At 55.1% G+C, this 16,612-nt stretch carries 15 protein-coding genes; 5 read left to right on the top strand and 10 right to left on the bottom strand.

The genetic code is table 11. From position 1 onward, the window contains the following. Position 1: 1 nt before the first annotated feature. A complete protein-coding gene (locus tag ACR0B5_RS11365; protein ID WP_480540465.1) occupies positions 2 to 1,303 on the bottom strand; it encodes a DUF3300 domain-containing protein in 1,302 nt (433 codons plus the stop codon). 213 nt (positions 1,304 to 1,516) lie between these two features. Then, positions 1,517 to 1,798 carry a winged helix-turn-helix transcriptional regulator gene (locus ACR0B5_RS11360; RefSeq protein WP_170336851.1) on the bottom strand — a complete coding sequence of 94 codons (282 nt, stop codon included), beginning with the start codon at positions 1,796 to 1,798 and terminating at the stop codon, positions 1,517 to 1,519. Positions 1,799 to 1,924: 126 nt separating this feature from the next. On the opposite strand from ACR0B5_RS11360, the gene ACR0B5_RS11355 reads away from it, so the two are divergent. After that, positions 1,925 to 2,845 carry an SMP-30/gluconolactonase/LRE family protein gene (locus ACR0B5_RS11355; RefSeq protein ID WP_480540463.1) on the top strand — a complete coding sequence of 307 codons (921 nt, stop codon included), beginning with the start codon at positions 1,925 to 1,927 and terminating at the stop codon, positions 2,843 to 2,845. A 292-nt stretch (positions 2,846 to 3,137) separates the two neighbouring features. On the opposite strand, the gene ACR0B5_RS11350 is transcribed toward ACR0B5_RS11355, so the two are convergent. From ACR0B5_RS11350 to gcvA, 7 genes are all read right to left on the bottom strand, one after another. Then, positions 3,138 to 4,484, bottom strand: a complete 1,347-nt coding sequence (locus ACR0B5_RS11350; RefSeq protein WP_480540461.1) for a dihydrolipoyl dehydrogenase family protein — start codon at positions 4,482 to 4,484, stop codon at positions 3,138 to 3,140. Between the two features lie 270 nt (positions 4,485 to 4,754). Further along, positions 4,755 to 5,414 carry an FMN-dependent NADH-azoreductase gene (locus ACR0B5_RS11345; RefSeq protein WP_480540459.1) on the bottom strand — a complete coding sequence of 220 codons (660 nt, stop codon included), beginning with the start codon at positions 5,412 to 5,414 and terminating at the stop codon, positions 4,755 to 4,757. A 95-nt stretch (positions 5,415 to 5,509) separates the two neighbouring features. Then, positions 5,510 to 6,781: an amidase family protein gene (locus ACR0B5_RS11340; RefSeq protein WP_480540457.1), complete on the bottom strand. Its 1,272-nt coding sequence runs from the start codon at positions 6,779 to 6,781 to the stop codon at positions 5,510 to 5,512. After that, positions 6,778 to 7,665, bottom strand: a complete 888-nt coding sequence (locus ACR0B5_RS11335) for a polysaccharide deacetylase family protein (RefSeq protein WP_480540455.1) — start codon at positions 7,663 to 7,665, stop codon at positions 6,778 to 6,780. The genes ACR0B5_RS11340 and ACR0B5_RS11335 overlap by 4 nt, the downstream gene beginning before the upstream one ends. A 15-nt stretch (positions 7,666 to 7,680) precedes the next feature. After that, positions 7,681 to 9,039 carry an amidohydrolase family protein gene (locus ACR0B5_RS11330; RefSeq protein ID WP_480540453.1) on the bottom strand — a complete coding sequence of 453 codons (1,359 nt, stop codon included), beginning with the start codon at positions 9,037 to 9,039 and terminating at the stop codon, positions 7,681 to 7,683. 142 nt (positions 9,040 to 9,181) lie between these two features. Further along, positions 9,182 to 9,766, bottom strand: coding sequence for a DUF1989 domain-containing protein (locus tag ACR0B5_RS11325; protein ID WP_480540557.1), 585 nt, complete (start codon positions 9,764 to 9,766; stop codon positions 9,182 to 9,184). A gap of 196 nt (positions 9,767 to 9,962) precedes the next feature. Next, positions 9,963 to 10,889, bottom strand: coding sequence for a transcriptional regulator GcvA (gcvA, locus tag ACR0B5_RS11320; protein ID WP_480540451.1), 927 nt, complete (start codon positions 10,887 to 10,889; stop codon positions 9,963 to 9,965). A 133-nt stretch (positions 10,890 to 11,022) separates the two neighbouring features. On the opposite strand from gcvA, the gene ACR0B5_RS11315 reads away from it, so the two are divergent. The 4 genes from ACR0B5_RS11315 to ACR0B5_RS11300 all read left to right on the top strand — a co-directional run bounded on the left by ACR0B5_RS11315 (position 11,023) and on the right by ACR0B5_RS11300 (position 15,643). Then, positions 11,023 to 12,582, top strand: coding sequence for an ABC transporter ATP-binding protein (locus ACR0B5_RS11315; RefSeq protein WP_480540449.1), 1,560 nt, complete (start codon positions 11,023 to 11,025; stop codon positions 12,580 to 12,582). Further along, positions 12,579 to 13,664: an ABC transporter permease gene (locus ACR0B5_RS11310; protein ID WP_480540447.1), complete on the top strand. Its 1,086-nt coding sequence runs from the start codon at positions 12,579 to 12,581 to the stop codon at positions 13,662 to 13,664. The genes ACR0B5_RS11315 and ACR0B5_RS11310 overlap by 4 nt, the downstream gene beginning before the upstream one ends. Before the next feature lie 3 nt (positions 13,665 to 13,667). Further along, positions 13,668 to 14,600 carry an ABC transporter permease gene (locus tag ACR0B5_RS11305; RefSeq protein WP_480540445.1) on the top strand — a complete coding sequence of 311 codons (933 nt, stop codon included), beginning with the start codon at positions 13,668 to 13,670 and terminating at the stop codon, positions 14,598 to 14,600. A gap of 89 nt (positions 14,601 to 14,689) precedes the next feature. Then, the gene (locus ACR0B5_RS11300; protein ID WP_480540443.1) at positions 14,690 to 15,643 is read left to right on the top strand and encodes a BMP family protein; all 954 of its coding nucleotides are present in this window, start codon (positions 14,690 to 14,692) and stop codon (positions 15,641 to 15,643) included. Positions 15,644 to 16,066: 423 nt separating this feature from the next. Here the strand turns inward: ACR0B5_RS11300 and ACR0B5_RS11295 are convergent, their stop codons facing one another. After that, the gene (locus tag ACR0B5_RS11295; protein ID WP_480540441.1) at positions 16,067 to 16,255 is read right to left on the bottom strand and encodes a hypothetical protein; all 189 of its coding nucleotides are present in this window, start codon (positions 16,253 to 16,255) and stop codon (positions 16,067 to 16,069) included. Positions 16,256 to 16,612: the final 357 nt, after the last annotated feature.

Below are 16,612 nucleotides of genomic sequence, written 5' to 3'. Positions count from 1 at the left end.
CTTACCGTCTCCGCGTGCCTTTAGCGGCGTGTCCACGCTTGGACGCGCTTTGAGTTCTGCTACCGGACGCTTTTTTCTCCATCGCTTGCCCTTTGGATGCCCTAGGCTTGCCTTGTGTCGATGCGGCTTTCTTCGCCTGCGGCTTCTTAGAGGTCTGCGGTCGTTGTGCGACTGGCTTTTTCGTTGCATCTGGACGTTTGGTACGATCAATGGCCTGTTGCTTTGCGGCGGCCTTGTCCCGATTAGCGTTGCCCCGATTCGCTAAAGCCCCGCCTGATACAGCCCCAGCACCGGCACCAACCACAGCTGCGGCCGCGCCGCGGTCCCGGCTAATATCTGCAGCACCAGATTCTCGGCTCAACTTTGCACGCAGTTCATCTGTGCGACCATCAGGACGGTTAACCGGCAAGTCGCCACGGCCACCTTCAGGTCTTTTATGGTCCGCTATTTTGTTCCGGGCCTCCTGTTGCCGGTCAGGATCGGGGTTCCATCCGGTATCCGTTCGGTCACCTAAATCTATATCATTGCCGATATTGACGTTGCCATCGACGTCTATGTCGATGTTTGGATTTCTATAAATCGGACCACCGCCCCAACCACCGCAATTTTTGCACCCCCAGTAGTCGTACCAATCATCGTCGTCGTCAAAAATTTCGTCGATCAAAGCAACAGCACCAAAAGTCAGTAGTGCCGCGCCCACAACATCCCCGGTTGACGGGCCAGTATAAACTGTCTCGGGATTGTATTGTGGGACGTATACCGTTTCGGGTTCTGTCGGTGTAATTACTACTGTGTCGTCGTCAGACACTTCGACAGTTTGCTCGGGACCTGAAACAAGAGCGCCGCTGTCAATTGCCTGATCCCGCATGACCTGTACCGCATCCATCACATCATCGGACTGGGCCAACATGGCTGTGCCGACTGTCTCGGTCCAGTCGATATGGGTGGCCATCTGACCAACAACTTCAGGAAAAGCCGTCGCCAACACGCTGACAGAAGGATCCCATCCCATTGCTTCGATTTCCGGCTCAAGTTCAACGGGGTCGCGGTCGGCGTTATCCAGCAAATACCGCTCGGCCTTAACAATTTCCAATGGCTGGGTGGCCGCGACAAATATCTGTATTAGTAACGTGTCGGGATAAAGAGCAACCGGGGCGACCAATGTCTGCAACTCAGCGTCAGTTAGCAGGCTGGACGAGGTCGCCGAGGTATCATCTTTTCCTCCCGCATCCTCGGACGACTCTTGCGCTAACGCGAAAGTAGATACGCAAATACCCAATGCAATTAAAAGAAACCTAAACATATTGCGATCCTTCGATTTCTTTAAGGATCACCTAAGACTGCGATTCTGGCAACCGATCAGTCAAATAGACGGTTGTGGGATAACAATGGCCCCCAAACCAAGTTTGAGCGAGTGTTCGCTTTGGGCTCGAAGCAGACCTTCGCTTCAACTTGCTCAAAGTCTTCTTTGCGGACAAAATGAACTTTCAATCAATGATTCTGAACGTCCGCTCTCCTATTCTCGAGCATGTAAGTGTTTCGCCCATTCCTTACTGAAGTCTCCGAGTGGACAGAGATGATCATAGAGGTGTTGTCCCAGATCAGTCGACGCATATCCTTCGGCAACGCGATGAACAAATCCCGCCGCTTGAAGCTCTTTCAGTCGGGTGTTGAGTGCCGCAGGTGAGATTGTTTCGCACTCTTCTTGCAGCTTTCGGAATGTGCATGGGCCAGCCTCGCTTAACGTCCACAGGACTCCCATAGCCCAGTGCCGTCCAAGCAGGTCGAACAGAGCCATAATGGGCGCGCCGCTTTTTGAACCACGAACAGGCTGACCTGGTATCGGTATCTTAGTCACTTGCTATACTTTCTGTAGCAACCTATATTGCTATGCAATTTGTAGCAACCCCAGCCGGTATTGCCAATGATCAAGACAGATACTTACGAAATCCGTGATGATCGATTCAAACGCAGCATCAAACTGGATGAGCGGATCGATCAAATCTGGACAGGCGGCAAATGGACAGAAGGACCGGTGTATTCTCCGGCGTTCAGATGCCTGATTTGGAGCGACATTCCTAATGATCGACGGCTCCGCTGGGACGAACTAACCGGAGCAGTCGGGGACATCCGCTCAGGCCTCGGATGCTACACGAATGGCTCAACGCTCGACCGGCAAGGGCGGATCGTGGCATGCGAGCATGGGACGCGCGGTGTCACCCGGATTGAGCATGATGGGTCGGTTACGACTCTGGCCAGTCATTTCGAGGGAAAGCGGTTCAACAGCCCCAACGATGTTGTGGTGCGATCAGATGACACGATCTGGTTCAGTGACCCGGCCTACGGGATAGAGTCTGACTACGAAGGGTTTCAGGCAGACCCAGAGCTTGATGGTGAACATGTCTATCGTCTCGATCCGGCCACCGGCGATGTCACACAAGTGACTACTGACTTCGCCTGTCCGAATGGACTTGCATTTTCGCTAGACGAACAAACGCTGTATATCGCTGACAGTGGTGGCACGCGTTACGCAAGCGGAGAGCGTCATATCCGCGCGTTCTCCGTTAGTGCAGACGGCAAGCTCTCAGGCGGGGATGTCTTTGCTGAATGCGAAGAAGGCGTCTTTGACGGATTTCGGCTCGATACCCAAGGCCGTATCTGGACGAGCGCAAAGGACGGCGTTCATTGTTACCACCCGGATGGCACGCTGCTGGGCAAGATTTTCGTCCCAGAAGAGGTCTCGAATGTTTGCTTTGGCGGGCCGAAACGCAATCGCCTGTTCATTACCGCCTCCACAAGCGTATATGCAGTCCTCCTGCCAACAACTGGCGCTTTTCTGTTCTGATGGCAGAGGCTACTATGCTGAAGGCCTTAACAGGTCGCGCGTTTCGTCTTGTCCAAGGCGCACAATTGAGAGTTACCAATACCTTCGGCTCTCAGGTTATCGGCGCGCGGGCGTTCATGGCTGTTGACATCGATTTAACCGCGTTCTGGGCCAGCAAGGCAATACGGTATCCGTCCCGTGCAAACCGGCGGGCAACCGATGCTCCGGTTCCGTCACCGACACCTGGAATCAGACAGACTTAATCGTTCATGGCGGCTCTCCTTTGGGAAAGCTCAGCTTGTATCAAGCCGCTCTAAATCAAAGATTTCATATCCGCCGCGAATGTCGGAAACGCATATAGCGAGGATTTGAGATCGCTGGCAGAGATGCTGTGACGCATGGCCATGGCAAAGAGATGGATCAGTTCGTCACCGTGATGGCCCAGAATATGAGCACCCAAGACTTGATCGGTACTCTTGTCGACCAAAACTTTGGACCAGGCTGCCGTTTCCGCGTAGGTCTTAGTGGAAAACCACCCGGACATATCAGAAACCGTAACTGAAACGTCGAGACCCTTTTCCCGCGCTTCGGCTTCAGTCAGGCCCACAGTGCTGAGCGCTGGAACGGTGTAGACGGCGCTGGGGATCACGCTGTAATCCGGCCTTTTAGTTGGTCCGTGCACGATGTTGTGGCCGACAATCTGACCCTCATACGTTGCGATGGGGGAAAGTTGAGCGGAGCTGGTGACAGCATCGCCCGCAACCCAGACTGAAGGATTGGAGGTGGACCGCATCGTATCGTCGATCAGAATGCGCAGTCCGTCATGCTCGACACCGGCGGCATCGAGGTTAAGCCCGTCGATATTGGCGACGCGGCCTGCGCCGTTGACGACCCGCTCGGCCAAAAGACTTTGATTTCTGCCGTCATGTTCGAATTCAACGCGTAACCCGTCGGCAGTCTTCTCGATTGCCGTCACCGATACTCCGGTTTTGACCGCTACGCCCAGCCGTTCGGTTTCCGCTTGCAGAGCCGAGACGGCGTCGCTGTCCATACGTGGCAGCAACTGTGGCAACGCTTCAAGGATTGTCACCTGCACTCCGGCTCGCGCGTAGACATGACTGAACTCCATGGCAATGACGCCGCCGCCAATGAAGACAACTTCTTTCGGCAATGTCACATCGGAAAGAACTTCGTCGGACGTGATCATGTGCTCGGTGCCGGGGATAGGCAGAGGCCTTGGCTTCGATCCTGTTGCGATAACGATGTCCTTGCCATGTTTAATCTGACCGTCGACCTCAACCTCGTTCGGCCCGACAAAACGCGCAGTGCCTCGAAAGACATCCCCGCGTTTTTCGGCCAGCCCCTGCATGGCTTCAGGGATGAAACCAATCAGATTCTTCTCTCGCTCGATCAGTTTCGCCCAATTGAGCTTTGGCTTGCTGACTTCGATCCCGTGGATGGGCGCTTGTTCGATCTCGTGCATTGCATGGGCAGCTGCCACAAGAACTTTTTTTGGCGTGCAGCCGCGATTGGGGCAGGTCCCGCCAAAATCGCGCGCTTCGATAAAGGCAATGGATTTTCCGGCTTCATGTGCCACGGAGGAAACACCGAACCCTGCATTTCCCCCACCAATAATGATCACATCATATGGCTCGCGCATATTCTTACTCCTCTCGTTCTAATTTCCGATTGCAGATCTTCGTCTATAGAGATCACATGGCGGAACCGAACCTTTCGGTGTGGATCTGCTCGGCTGGAACGCCTTGGCTTTCCAGGTCAGCCTGCACGTCGCCCATGAAACTGACTGGTACGCACAAAAAGTAATGCGCGTCAGGTTTTTCGATCAGTCGAGCAAGCAACGCTCCGGTGAAGCGTCCCCGGGAATTGTATTCGTGGCCATAGACATCTCCAGTTGCCGGTCTGCTAACGGTTAGGCAAGCTCACGCGCAATATGACGTGCCTGGGCCTGAGCTGAGGCAACCGAAGCTTTGTGACGCTCATCGGCAAATTCCTGATACTCGGCCGCAGCTTCGAACATGCGTTCTGCGCCCAGGTACTTGCGCAATGTGCTGATATGCGCAGAAAGGTGACCCGAGTCATTGCGAATCCCACCGTTCTCAAAGCCGAATTCGCCAGCCGATGTCAGCAGCACCAGTGTTTTTCCGGACATGATCGGTTCCAGAGGGAAGTCGCCGCGCGCCAAATCAAACGTAAATGTCTTGTTGATCCGGATGATCTGATCAAACCAAGCCTTCAGGGCTGCGGGCATGCCATAGTTGTACATGGGCGTCGAAATCAGCAGGATGTCGGAGCGGTCGAGTTCTTCAATCAGCGTGTCAGACAAGCTGACCAAAGCGCTCTGTTCAGGAGTGCGTTCTTCTTCTGCTGTAAAGACAGACGCGATCCAATCGTTGGAAATGAAATCTGGTGGTGCCATTCCGACGTCACGCAGAATAATTTCGACGTCCGGATCAACCGTTTTCCATTCTTCTACGAAACTGTCCGCCAAAGCGCGGGAAATGGAGTTATAGGCCGAAACGGGGTTGTCGGTGCGGCGTACGCTGGCGTCAATTCTCAGGATTGTGGTCATCTTGTCACCTAGTCAGTTTGCAATGAACCATTCAAAGGTGAAGCCAGTGATGCGCAGGTACAAATGAAGAGAATTCTGAATAGAATGAACTGACCTCAGCCATCTCTAGTCGCTGAAAAAATCTTCTCAAGGTAAGACCCCGTCGCAAGTACATCCGCGTCCCTGTTTGCGCCGCCGCTCAAGGATAGGCTGACCCCCGGTCTCCGGTCCCCAAATGGAACGGAAATTGTTGGGGCATTGAGGAAAGCGGCTTTCATCGATACCGACAGGATAAGGGCGTTTTCCCGTGCAAAGACACCTTTATCGCGGGTCACAGCCAGAACAGACGGCGGGTACGACGGCAATGTCGGATAAAGCAGCATCTTCCCAGCCAGTTCCCTGCCAAAGTCCAGGATGAGGGCCCGCCGGATTTCCAGCAATGCTTGCAGATCTGTGCCAAGGATTGAAGCCGCCTGAGTAAGGCGATCCTGCACATTTGGGTCCAGTCTGGCCTGCTGGTCTCCGACCAAACTTGGCAGAAGACGAAAGGCTTCGGCGCTCACCAGCGTTCCATAGGTTTGGAAGATCTCCGTGACACGAGTGAAACTACGGATATCAACCCTTTCCAATTCGACGCCATGATCGGACAAATGCTGCTGGGCCTGTTCGTACATAGCCCTGATTTCCGGGGTAAATCCCACTAGGGCGTCTTCCCTCAGGCACAGAATATGACGGCAGGCGTGCCCGGTTTCTTTGCAATCCGACAAAACGCGATCTACAGCGCAAATCTGACTGACGTTAAAAGCGAGTGAGCCTGGCGTATCCAGAGAAGGCGCCAGTGGTAAAATCCCGGCGCTTTCATAGCGGCCCATAGTTGGGCGAAACCCCACCAGGCCCTGACAGGCGGCCGGAATGCGCACGGAGCCGGAGGTATCTGTGCCCAATGCGATGTCGGCCAAGCCCAAGGCAACGGCTGACGCCGATCCGCTCGAGGACCCTCCGGGCACCAGTGTGCTATCCAACGCATTCAGGGGGGTGCCGAAATGCGGATTAACTCCGAGCCCGGAGAAGGCGAACTCCGACATGTTCACATGACCCAGAATGATCGCGCCCGCAGAACGTAGCTTGGCCACGATCGGGGCGTCAGTGTCTGCTGGTTGAGGATCGATGGCCAACGATCCCGCATTGCTGCGGAGTGCATGCACGTCGATATTGGCCTTCACCGCAAGAAACTGGCCGTCCAACGAGCCAAGCAGCCTCCCTGCGGCCTGTCGCGCGGCGGCGGATCGGGCATCCTGCAACACTCTATCTGGCGCAACGCCAAGGAATACCTCGCGCTGCGCGTCGAGCGAAGCCAGGAAGTCGCGCGCCCGTCGAAGGATATTCATGTCGTCAGGACCGGAGCCTGATAATAGGGCAGTTCTTCAACCCGTACGCTTTGCCGGTCTGCCTCATATTGCGTGCGCACGTGCTGCGCGATCTCTCCGAGAGTGGCGAACCAGACGTCACCCCTGTTCAAGACGGTTTCCATCCAGTCTTCCACCTGCCGCCACCGCGCCAAACGCCCGGTCAGGAAGGGATGCCAGATGCCGATCCAGAAGCCACCTTCTTCGTATTGGGCTTCGAATTCCTCCCAAAATGGGGTCAGCCCGGCGCGTGGCCCGGCGACGGGCATCATGTAGCCAATCTCCTCAAAATGGGCAAATTGCGGCCAGTCGTCGGTTCCCCAATGCGATGGTAGTTCGACCAAAGTCCGCCCGCCGGATCGCAAGAGATATGGCACATCATCCGCCATCAGCGAACTGTCATAGTCGAAGTCATGCTTGTTCAGCAGGTCGATGACGGTTTGCGTCACATTATAAACCGGTGCGCGATAGCCTTTTGGCACATTGCCCAGAACCCGCTTATGCGACTCCAGCGCGCGTTCAAACCAATAGACTTGTTCAGACGCGCTGTGGTTTGTCGGGTCTTCGTGCAAATAGCCATGATGGCCGATTTCATGACCATCTTTCAGGATGGCTTGCATAGCATCCGGATATTGCTCCACGACCCATCCGGGGGCGAAGAAGGACTGTTTCAGCCCGAGACGTTTGTAGGTTTCTAGAATCCGAGGGATGGCAACCGTCGGCCCGTATCGTCCCATGGAGATCGGATACAGGCGATCATGCCCGTCGACCGGCTTTGCGATATGGACAAGGCTGTCCGCATCTATATCAAAGGTGATCGCACAGGCGCATCGCGCGCCGTTTGGCCAGATTATCTTCTTCTGCATGGTTTTGCTCCTCTGTCATAATTGCGGGGCGTTGTTCGTTAGCCAATCGTCATACCAGCGCTGCAATGCGGATTTGACGGCGGCATAATCACTGGCGCTCAGCCTTTGATCCGCGGCGCGCTGCATGCCGTCGGTGATGTTCTGAAGAATTATCTTTTCGTCGCCTTTTTGGGCCTCGCCGTGCGAAACGGCCAGTTGTCCGCCGGTGAAAACGCTCTGGATGTCCGTGGATTTTGCCGAGCTGATCAACAGCTCAACCGGATCAATGCCGGGGTCCAACCAGGGACCTTCAAGACGGTCCAGGCGCAGGATCACAAAGTCAGCGCGTTTGCCGACGGACAGGCTTCCGATGCTGTGATCCATTCCCATCAAACGCGCGCCACCCAAAGTGGCCATGTCGAAAACATCCTTCGCGGTCAGGCTAGGGGTTGCCCGATCACTTGACCAATAAAGGCTATGCGCCAGACGCATTTCGGCGAACATATCGTCATCGCCTGCCAGACTGGTCCCATCCATCCCCAGTGCGAGGTTGATGCCCATCCTCTTCATTAATGGCGCGGGTGCGATGCCGGAGCGCAGCCGCAAATTGGAGCTGGGATTGCAAACGATATGCGCGCGCACCTCGGCCACTCGCGCCAAATCTTTTTCGTCCGCCCAGACCATATGCGCCAAGGACAAGCCGTCAGTGAACAGGCCAGCTTTGCCCAATTCTGCGATGGCACCCTGAAAACTCCAGGCTGTAGCCGACAGGTGTTGCAGCCGAGACTCCTCGGCATGGGTGTGAATGCGCTGGCCGCTTTCGCGAACCTCCCTGGCAATGTCGCGAAGGATCTCTCGGCCCGTCCAATGCGGTGCCGTGGGGCCAAACCAAACATCAGCGCATTCAGATGCCGCGTATTCGTCATGCATCCGGGACAGAAGCCGCACAAAGCTTTGCGGTGCAATACGTGTACGCGCAACGTGTTGGCGTTGCAGTTTGCATCGCAGAACTTCGGGCAAGGTGGTCAGAAACGACTGGCTTTGCCCATATGGATGCACAAGCTGGTTGTGCCATCTCTCGCCCGGCGCGATGGCACAGGACAGGCCAAGCCCATTATATACGGCGATTTTGTCCCTTATCTTCGCTTCGGCAATGGCCGCTGTCTGACCCGCGGTGCCAGCATCCACAACAGCCGTTACCCCATTCTTCAGCAAGCGCATTGCCGCGTATTCGGTGGCGAGGCGCGGCGCAATGTCGGCTGCGCCAGCGGAGGCGAAAACCCAAGGCTCTAACAGGTCATCCTGTATCCCTTGGTTGATCAGGTTCACCCCATAACAATGGTGATGAGCATTCACAAACCCGGGCAGGATCGCCGTGTTCGTGTCCGAGTGCACCCTTGCGCTGGGATAACGTGACTTCAATACGGCCAGAGGTGCTAAGCCACCTATTCTACCGTCTAGAACAAAAAGAGCGAAGTCGTTGTGACTGTGAAAAGCATCTTCGATGATCCAGCGGGCAGAAAATATGTCGCCGCCATCATCCGTCATGAACAACAAATTCCAGCGCGCTCGGCTTGCCTTCGTCCCCGTTGACTGGAGTGATATCTTGCGGGCAGGCCGACATCACGGCGTAGACTGGCATCTCAGCTTTGAAGGTTATGCTATCCCCCGGCTTTGACACTGGCGCAGCCCAAGCAAGGCTGCCATCAGGGTGAACTGGTACGTTCATCCACAGATTGAAGGGCGCTGGCACTTGTGGTGCTTTTTTCCCGATAGCAAGCAAGGCCTGCCTCAAGTTGTCGGCGCAATTGTCGTGGCAATCAGTGACGCCCAATTGCTTGTACCGGTTGGCATCGCAAGCGGCGATCGTTGTGTCATGAACACCCGGCGATGTGTCTTGGGTCAGCGTCAGAAGAGGATTGCGCAGATTGCTGACCAACCTGTCACCGATCTTTGGGAAAACAGACAGAAGATCCGTATGCACATGCGGCATAGACAAATATTCATGCAGCTCCGCCGCATTGAACGCCCAGAAATCGCAGACTTGCCAGCCGGTCGGATTGGTGATGGTCAAAGTCTGCCCGGCTGTCAAACGTACTGCGACACCGCAACGTGCTGGCACTGTATACCGTACTGCTATGACCGGGACGCCGTCGGAAGAGACCGCGCTGTCCAGTGTTTGATTGAAAACATCGGGTTGGGACGGGTCAAAACTTTGCATGCGTAAGAACTCCTAATTAGGGGTTCAGAAACGCATGGTTCTTGGCAATTTAGAAATGACAAAAATTCAAGCGACGGATTAGATCGTTACGGACGCGCTAATCTTCAAAAAACCTTTGACCGACGGCGCTGTCGCGAAACTCATCTGCTTGGTCCAATAGCCATTCCCGGAACACACGAACGCGTGCACGATTGGCGTAAGTCTCCGGGCAGACGAGAAAATAGCTCTTGTTCTTCAATGCCGTGTCAAAGGGGGCGACCAGCATATTACGTTCCAGAAAACGCGCAGCGGCCAAAAGGCTGACCAGGGCCACACCATGACCATCGCTTGCCGTCAGCAAGCAGATATGTTCCTCGGAATAGGTGACATAGGGCTCGACATCACCAGTCTGCAAGCCAGCCGCGTCCATCCAGCGCTCCCAACTCGGATCCGCATCAGAAAACCCGCTCCATTGGTATTCGATCAGACGAGACTTCAGAAGATCTTCGGCGGAACTCAGTGACTTCGCCTTTTCCACGCTGCAGACAGGTGCCACCCAGTCATTCAAGACCCATGCCACATTGCTGTCAGGATAATCGCCAAAGCCATACCGGATGGCCACATCCACATCGCTGGACTTGAAATCCGCCAGCTGATCGCTTGACAGAACCCTTACCGAAATCTCCGGGTATTTCTCGTAAAAGGCTCGCAGTCGCGGGCTAAGCCAGTTGGCGGCAAAAGACCCGGTGGTTGAGATTGTCAATGTGCCCGCAAGGTCGTCTTCCTCCAGCGCGAGCGAGGCGGCTTCGATGTTCTTGAAGGCCTCAATGATGTGGGGCGCGTAGTTGGCCCCATCCTCCGTCAGTTTCAAGGCGCGGGTCAGCCGGTGAAATAGGGGCACCCCAAGTTGATCCTCCAGCGATTTGATCTGATGGGAAACGGCAGTCGGAGTGACGCATAATTCATCGGCGGCATCCTTGAAACTCAGATGCCGGCAGGCTGCTTCGAAGGCCTGAATGCTTTTCAACGACGGTATCTTCGCCATGACGCGCGGTTTTGCTCTCCTGATGCGATGCTATTTCGTCACTCCACTCTAACCGGATTGCCAGTTCATATGTGGGCAAAATTCTCAGCTGTGAGGTGAAAACATCTAATTTGAGAAGACAGGGCATTCTCTCTTGAATTTGGGTGAAAGTTGGGAGGTTGTCTTGGATCCATTTTTGAAAGTCACCGGCATCGACAAGTCATTTGGCGCCGTTCGTGCATTGCACAACGTCAATCTGCTGGCATCGAAGGGCGAGTGCATTGCGATTTTGGGCGAGAACGGAGCGGGGAAAACCACGTTCGCAAGCGTTTTGATCGGTCTGTATCAGCCCGATAACGGCGAAATCAAACTGGGCGGAATACCTGTTTCGGTGACCAGCCCAGCAAAAGCTATTGAGCATGGGATCGGCATGATCCACCAGCATTTCAGCCTGGTCGGCGCAATGACAGCCGAAGAGAACATTCTCATCGGCTTGCCCAGCACAAAGAGGGGTGCCGAAGCGCGGGCGCGCATTCGGCAGCTTTGCAGCGACTTTGACTTTAACGTCGATTTCGACATCCGCGTCACGGAAATGCCTGTGGGTATGAAGCAAAGGGTGGAAATCCTTAAGGCGCTGTTTCGCGATGTAGCGATCCTGATCCTAGATGAACCCACCAGCGTACTTGCCCCGACTGAAGTCGCTCCGTTTCTCAAGGGGGTGCGCAAGCTGGTCGCCAACGGCTGCCTCGTCTTTTTCATCAGTCACAAGCTCGATGAAATCCGCGAAATTGCCGATCGCGTCATGATAATGCGCCATGGGCGTGTCGAGGGAGTTCTTCCGGTTGCAACCACGCCTATGGCCCAGATGTCAGCGCTTATGATGGGAGAAAAGTCGACCTACGAAACGGTCGAGACACCCAAGGCCCAAAAGGCGCGCAACGACACCAGCTCAGCACCGAACGCTCTGGTTGTATCTGATGTCTGCCTGATCGATCCAGGCGGCGTGGAAATCCTGCAGGATGTGTCCCTCTCCGTGAAGGCTGGCGAAATTCTCGGAATCGCCGGGATCGACGGCAATGGCCAGACGGAGTTGAGCGAGGTGATCACCGGCCTCAAAAGACAAACCAGCGGCGCCATCCACCTTAATGACACGGAGATATCAAGCGCCTCCATCGCTTCGCGCATTGCAGATGGGATAGGCTTTGTGCCCGAGGACCGCCATGCCGAAGGCTTGGTCCTGTCGCTCAGTGTCGAAGAAAATATGGCCTTTCGATCCATTGGCGAAGACAGGTTCATGTCTGGCGGTCTGATTTCCCGGCGCGCGATGCACGAGATCACGTGCGACGTGGTCGCGGCCTTTGACATTAGGCCCCCAGACCCGAAATTGAACGCCTCAGCTTTGTCCGGCGGCAATCAGCAAAAAATCGTTCTGGCCCGCGAAGTGGCCCGGGCGCGCAATCTCTTGGTCGTCGTACAGCCGACAAAAGGGCTTGATGTCGGCGCAACGGAATTTGTTCAGAACCAGATCCGTGCTGTCGCCCAAAGCGGCGTGGGCGTTCTCTATATCTCCACTGAACTTGAGCATGTGCTCGACATCTCTGACCGCGTCGTCGTGATGGCTTTTGGTCGGATCACGGGTGTTGTCGATCCAGAAAACACAACTCTTCAAGACATCGGGCTCTTGATGACCGCAGCGCCGGAGGAGGTACAATGAACAGATTCACCATGCAAAGCCGGATTGCGATTGCTTTACTTTTAGCGCTGAGCGTTGGCGGCGTGCTGATCCTGCTCGACGGGCACAACCCGTTTGAGGCCTATAAGATTCTGTTTCTGGAATCCTTCCTGAATTACTGGGGTTTCTCCAATACTTTGGTCAAAGCCTCGCCGATGCTTCTAGCGGGGCTGGCCGTGATCATTCCGATGCGCGCCGGTGTGTTCAACATCGGTGGCGAGGGGCAGATCTATATTGGTGGGTTGTTCGGTGCCGTCTTTGCCTTGGCGATCCCCGATCTGCCCGGTCTATTGGGCGTGCCGCTGATATTTATCGCCGCCGCTGGCGGCGGGGCGTTCTGGGCGGCAATTCCTGCGTACCTCAAAGCCTATCGGGACACGAATGAGGTCATTGTCACGCTGTTGATGAACTTCATTGCGATACACATCGTCAGCTATGCCGTGGCTGGGCCGCTATTGGCTGAAGGCGCGCCCTATCCTTATTCGGAGGAAGTCTCAGAAGCCTATCGCCTGCCTATTCTGATGCCGCAATCTGATACCCATGCGGGCTTTGTATTCGGGCTGGGCATGACGATCATCTTGTATTTCTGGCTGCGCTTCACGCCATCGGGTTTCCAACTGGACCTTGTGGGGCGCAATGCGCGCGCTGCGGCCTATGCCGGTGTGGACCAGAAAAAGACCATCATTCGCGCCATGTTGATTGGCGGCAGCCTTGCCGGTATGGCCGGCGCGATCGAGGTGATCGGGTTGAAGTACCGCCTATTCCACCTGTTTAGCGATGGCTACGGCTATGACGGGATTGTCGTCGCCTTCCTTGCGGCTCTTAATCCAATTGTCGCGCCTTTGACCGCGCTGTTCCTTGCCGGGCTCTCTTCCGGGGCGGGAACGATGCAACGTGCCGTCGGGGTCGACAGTTCTGTCATCGAAGTGGTCGAGGGGCTCGTCGTGGTTTTTGTCGCTGCCGCCCTCGTGACACCGCGAACTAGGTCAAAATCCATTCTGAAACTACTGGCAAAAAACCTGCGGCTGCGCCGCCAAACACAACGCCAAAAGAAAGAGGCATAAGCTATGATTGATCTTGTTTTACTGGGCGACGTCCTTGCCGGAACCGCCCGATTGGGTGCGCCAATTGCTTTTGCTGCCCTTGGCGGGGTGATCGCGGAACGTGGCGGGCTATACAACATCGGCCTCGAAGGTCAGATCCTCGCTGGAGCGCTTGGCGCTGCTACTGGTTCTTTCGCAACGGGCTCCGCCGTGATCGGGCTCGGATGCGGGATCATTTGCGGCCTGATCTCTGGCCTGCTGCTTGGGTATATGTCGATCCGGCTGCGCATCAACCAGTTGGTTGGCGGTATCGCGCTCAACCTGCTGCTGGCCGGACTAACAGCTTTTCTGTCCCGTCAGATATTCGGAGCTCAGGCCGGAGGGGCGCGGGTAAACGGGTTTTCGCAGATCGATATTCCCTTCTTGTCAGATTTGCCGGTTGTTGGCCCGTCCCTTTTTTCCCAAGATCCGCTGTTCTACCTATTGATCGGATTGGCAATAGCAGCCTGGTTCTGGCTGATGAAATCCTACAAGGGTTTGGACCTGCGCGCCGTTGGCGAAAACCCAAAGGCCGCGGACTTGGCCGGGGTTCCTGTCTTTCGCATGCAATATCTCGCAATTACAGTCAGTGGTGCCCTCGCGGCGCTGGCCGGAGTGCATCTGGTCTTGTCGCAAGTCTATGTGTTTGCAGAAGGCATGAGCGCGGGCAAGGGCTTCATTGCGCTTGCGGCAATCATCTTAGGACGTTGGTCGCCCATCGGCGCGATCTGCGCGGCGCTTTTCTTCGGCTTCTGTGATGCAGTGCAGTTCAAACTGCAATTCACCTCGCCAGAGATTCCCTATCAGCTCTTCCTGATCTTGCCTTACCTGGCATCGCTCATCGCACTCGTGGTCCTCGCCGCCAAGGCCAGCGCACCTGCAAGCGTCGGATTGCCCTACGACCGGGAGCATCGATAAATCTCAGCCGTGACGTGAGAAACCATCGTTTTTCACGTCGCGATCCCCCCGTCACTCTAACAACACATATCCAATATGGGAGAACAACAATGCAATTGAAGTCCAAACTATTGGCAGGGCTTGCGGCACTGATGTTGGCAGGTTCTGCGGTTGCTGACGGGATCGAACGCGCCGCGATCGTTATGCCCGGATCGATTTCTGACAATGGCTGGAACCAAGCCGGATTTGAAGGCCTCACCAAGGCAGGTGAAGCGCTCGGCTTTGAAGCCGCTTTTTCCGAAAGCGTGCATCAGCCCGAACAAATCGAAGTCCTGAGCGACTACGCACGCCGGGGGTATGACCTTGTGATCGGTCACGGCGGAGAATTCCAGGACGCCGTGGAACGTGTCGCTGCACGCTTCCCGGAAACCATGTTCATGGTGAACAACGGACTGGGCACCAAAGATAACATTGCCAACGCGGATTTCTATTTCAGCCAAATAGCTTATCTGATGGGCTACGTTGCAGGCTCCATGTCAGACACAGGCACCATCGGCATCATCGCAGCGCAGCAGTTCAAGTTTACGACCGACACGGTTGCTGGCTACGAAGCGGGCGCCATAGCGGCCAATCCGGACGTCAGAGTTCTGGTTACCTGGACCGGCGACTGGGATGACATCGCCAAGGGCAAAGAAGCTGCCTTGAACCAAATTTCCCAAGGCGCCGATGTCGTCTGGCCGACAATGGACAGTGCGACGCTGGGCTCCATGCAGGCCGTTCAGGAAAAAGGTGTCTATGGCATCGGCATCTATCGTGATGCGATCAACGAATGGCCGGAAATCCTACAGTCCGCAATCTTGGATGTCCGAGGCAACATGCGGTCCTACCTGGAACTGGCAGCTGCTGGAAAACTGGAAGGTGCACTCTACCGGGCGGATATGGGCAATGAATTGGCCATGCGAATCGGGTCGTTCCATTCAGATATCCCGGTGGACGTTGTGGATGAAGTCAACAATCTGATCGACGCCATGAAGTCAGGCACTTTGGTTGTAAATCCACAATAGCGTCCCCAATAATCGCTACTCCTTTTACTCTCGCCTCCAAGTCTGGGGGCTTTTTTGTCAGAGAAATCAATGACTGAAGCCTTTCGCTTGTACCGCGTGGGACTGTGTTTTCCCCGATTTCGTCAGAGTCGCTGTGCTTTCTATTGATGGTTTGTAGTTCTGCAATGTCCGAAAATAAACAACTCCAGGACTGCCTAAGATCCAACCATGCAAAACGCTCAATCAACATCGTCCTTGCAAAATCTGTGACCAGACATTCCTGCGCATTGCAGCATCGGTCGAACTGGGCTCAATATGGTCGTTCGCTGCGCCAGGTTCGATTGTCTGCTTTGTGGACCTTTGGCCATGGGACCGCAGGAGTTGTTCATACCGTCAGGTTTACCAGTCAGCCCTTTAAGAACTTCGGGCGTGTGAGAAACTGGCCTAGGTGGTCGAAAAAGCATCGCTCAGGAAAGCAAACGCCTTTGAATTTACCTGAAGCAGGTAAAGCTGCGAAACCCGGACACGCAGCACTATCGTTACTACATCACTGAAGAGAGTATTCAGGCTTTTGAAAAACACTATGTAACGCTGGGCCAAATGGCAGAGCAGTTTGAGATCGCCGCGATCCATTTGGGTCCAGCACTGGATCGCAGAGAAGTTGAGACAATCCCCTGCGAGGCTGGGTTTGTTCGTGCGTACCCGAACGAGACACGGGACGTGGTTCGGGAAATGACGATGGGGGGCAAAACTTCGATCCAAACAGACTGTCTCCACGACAGTTGGAACCAAGATAAGCAGGCGGCGGAGAAAGGTTGATGCTCCGCCACACATGCTCATCGGTAAAAGTGGCGGTCTATCGATTGGGGCAACTACGTTGAACTGCTGTACTGCGAGGTAAAGAAACATGACTAGCAGTCGAAGAAATCTCACTGAACGGCTTCAACCAATATGGGAGGCCGTAGGCAAGCTGGGCGCGAATAGTCCCGA

The sequence above is a fragment of the Ruegeria sp. AG1 genome (genome assembly GCF_056541705.1).
This window is presented reverse-complemented; position numbering and strand designations above follow the sequence as displayed.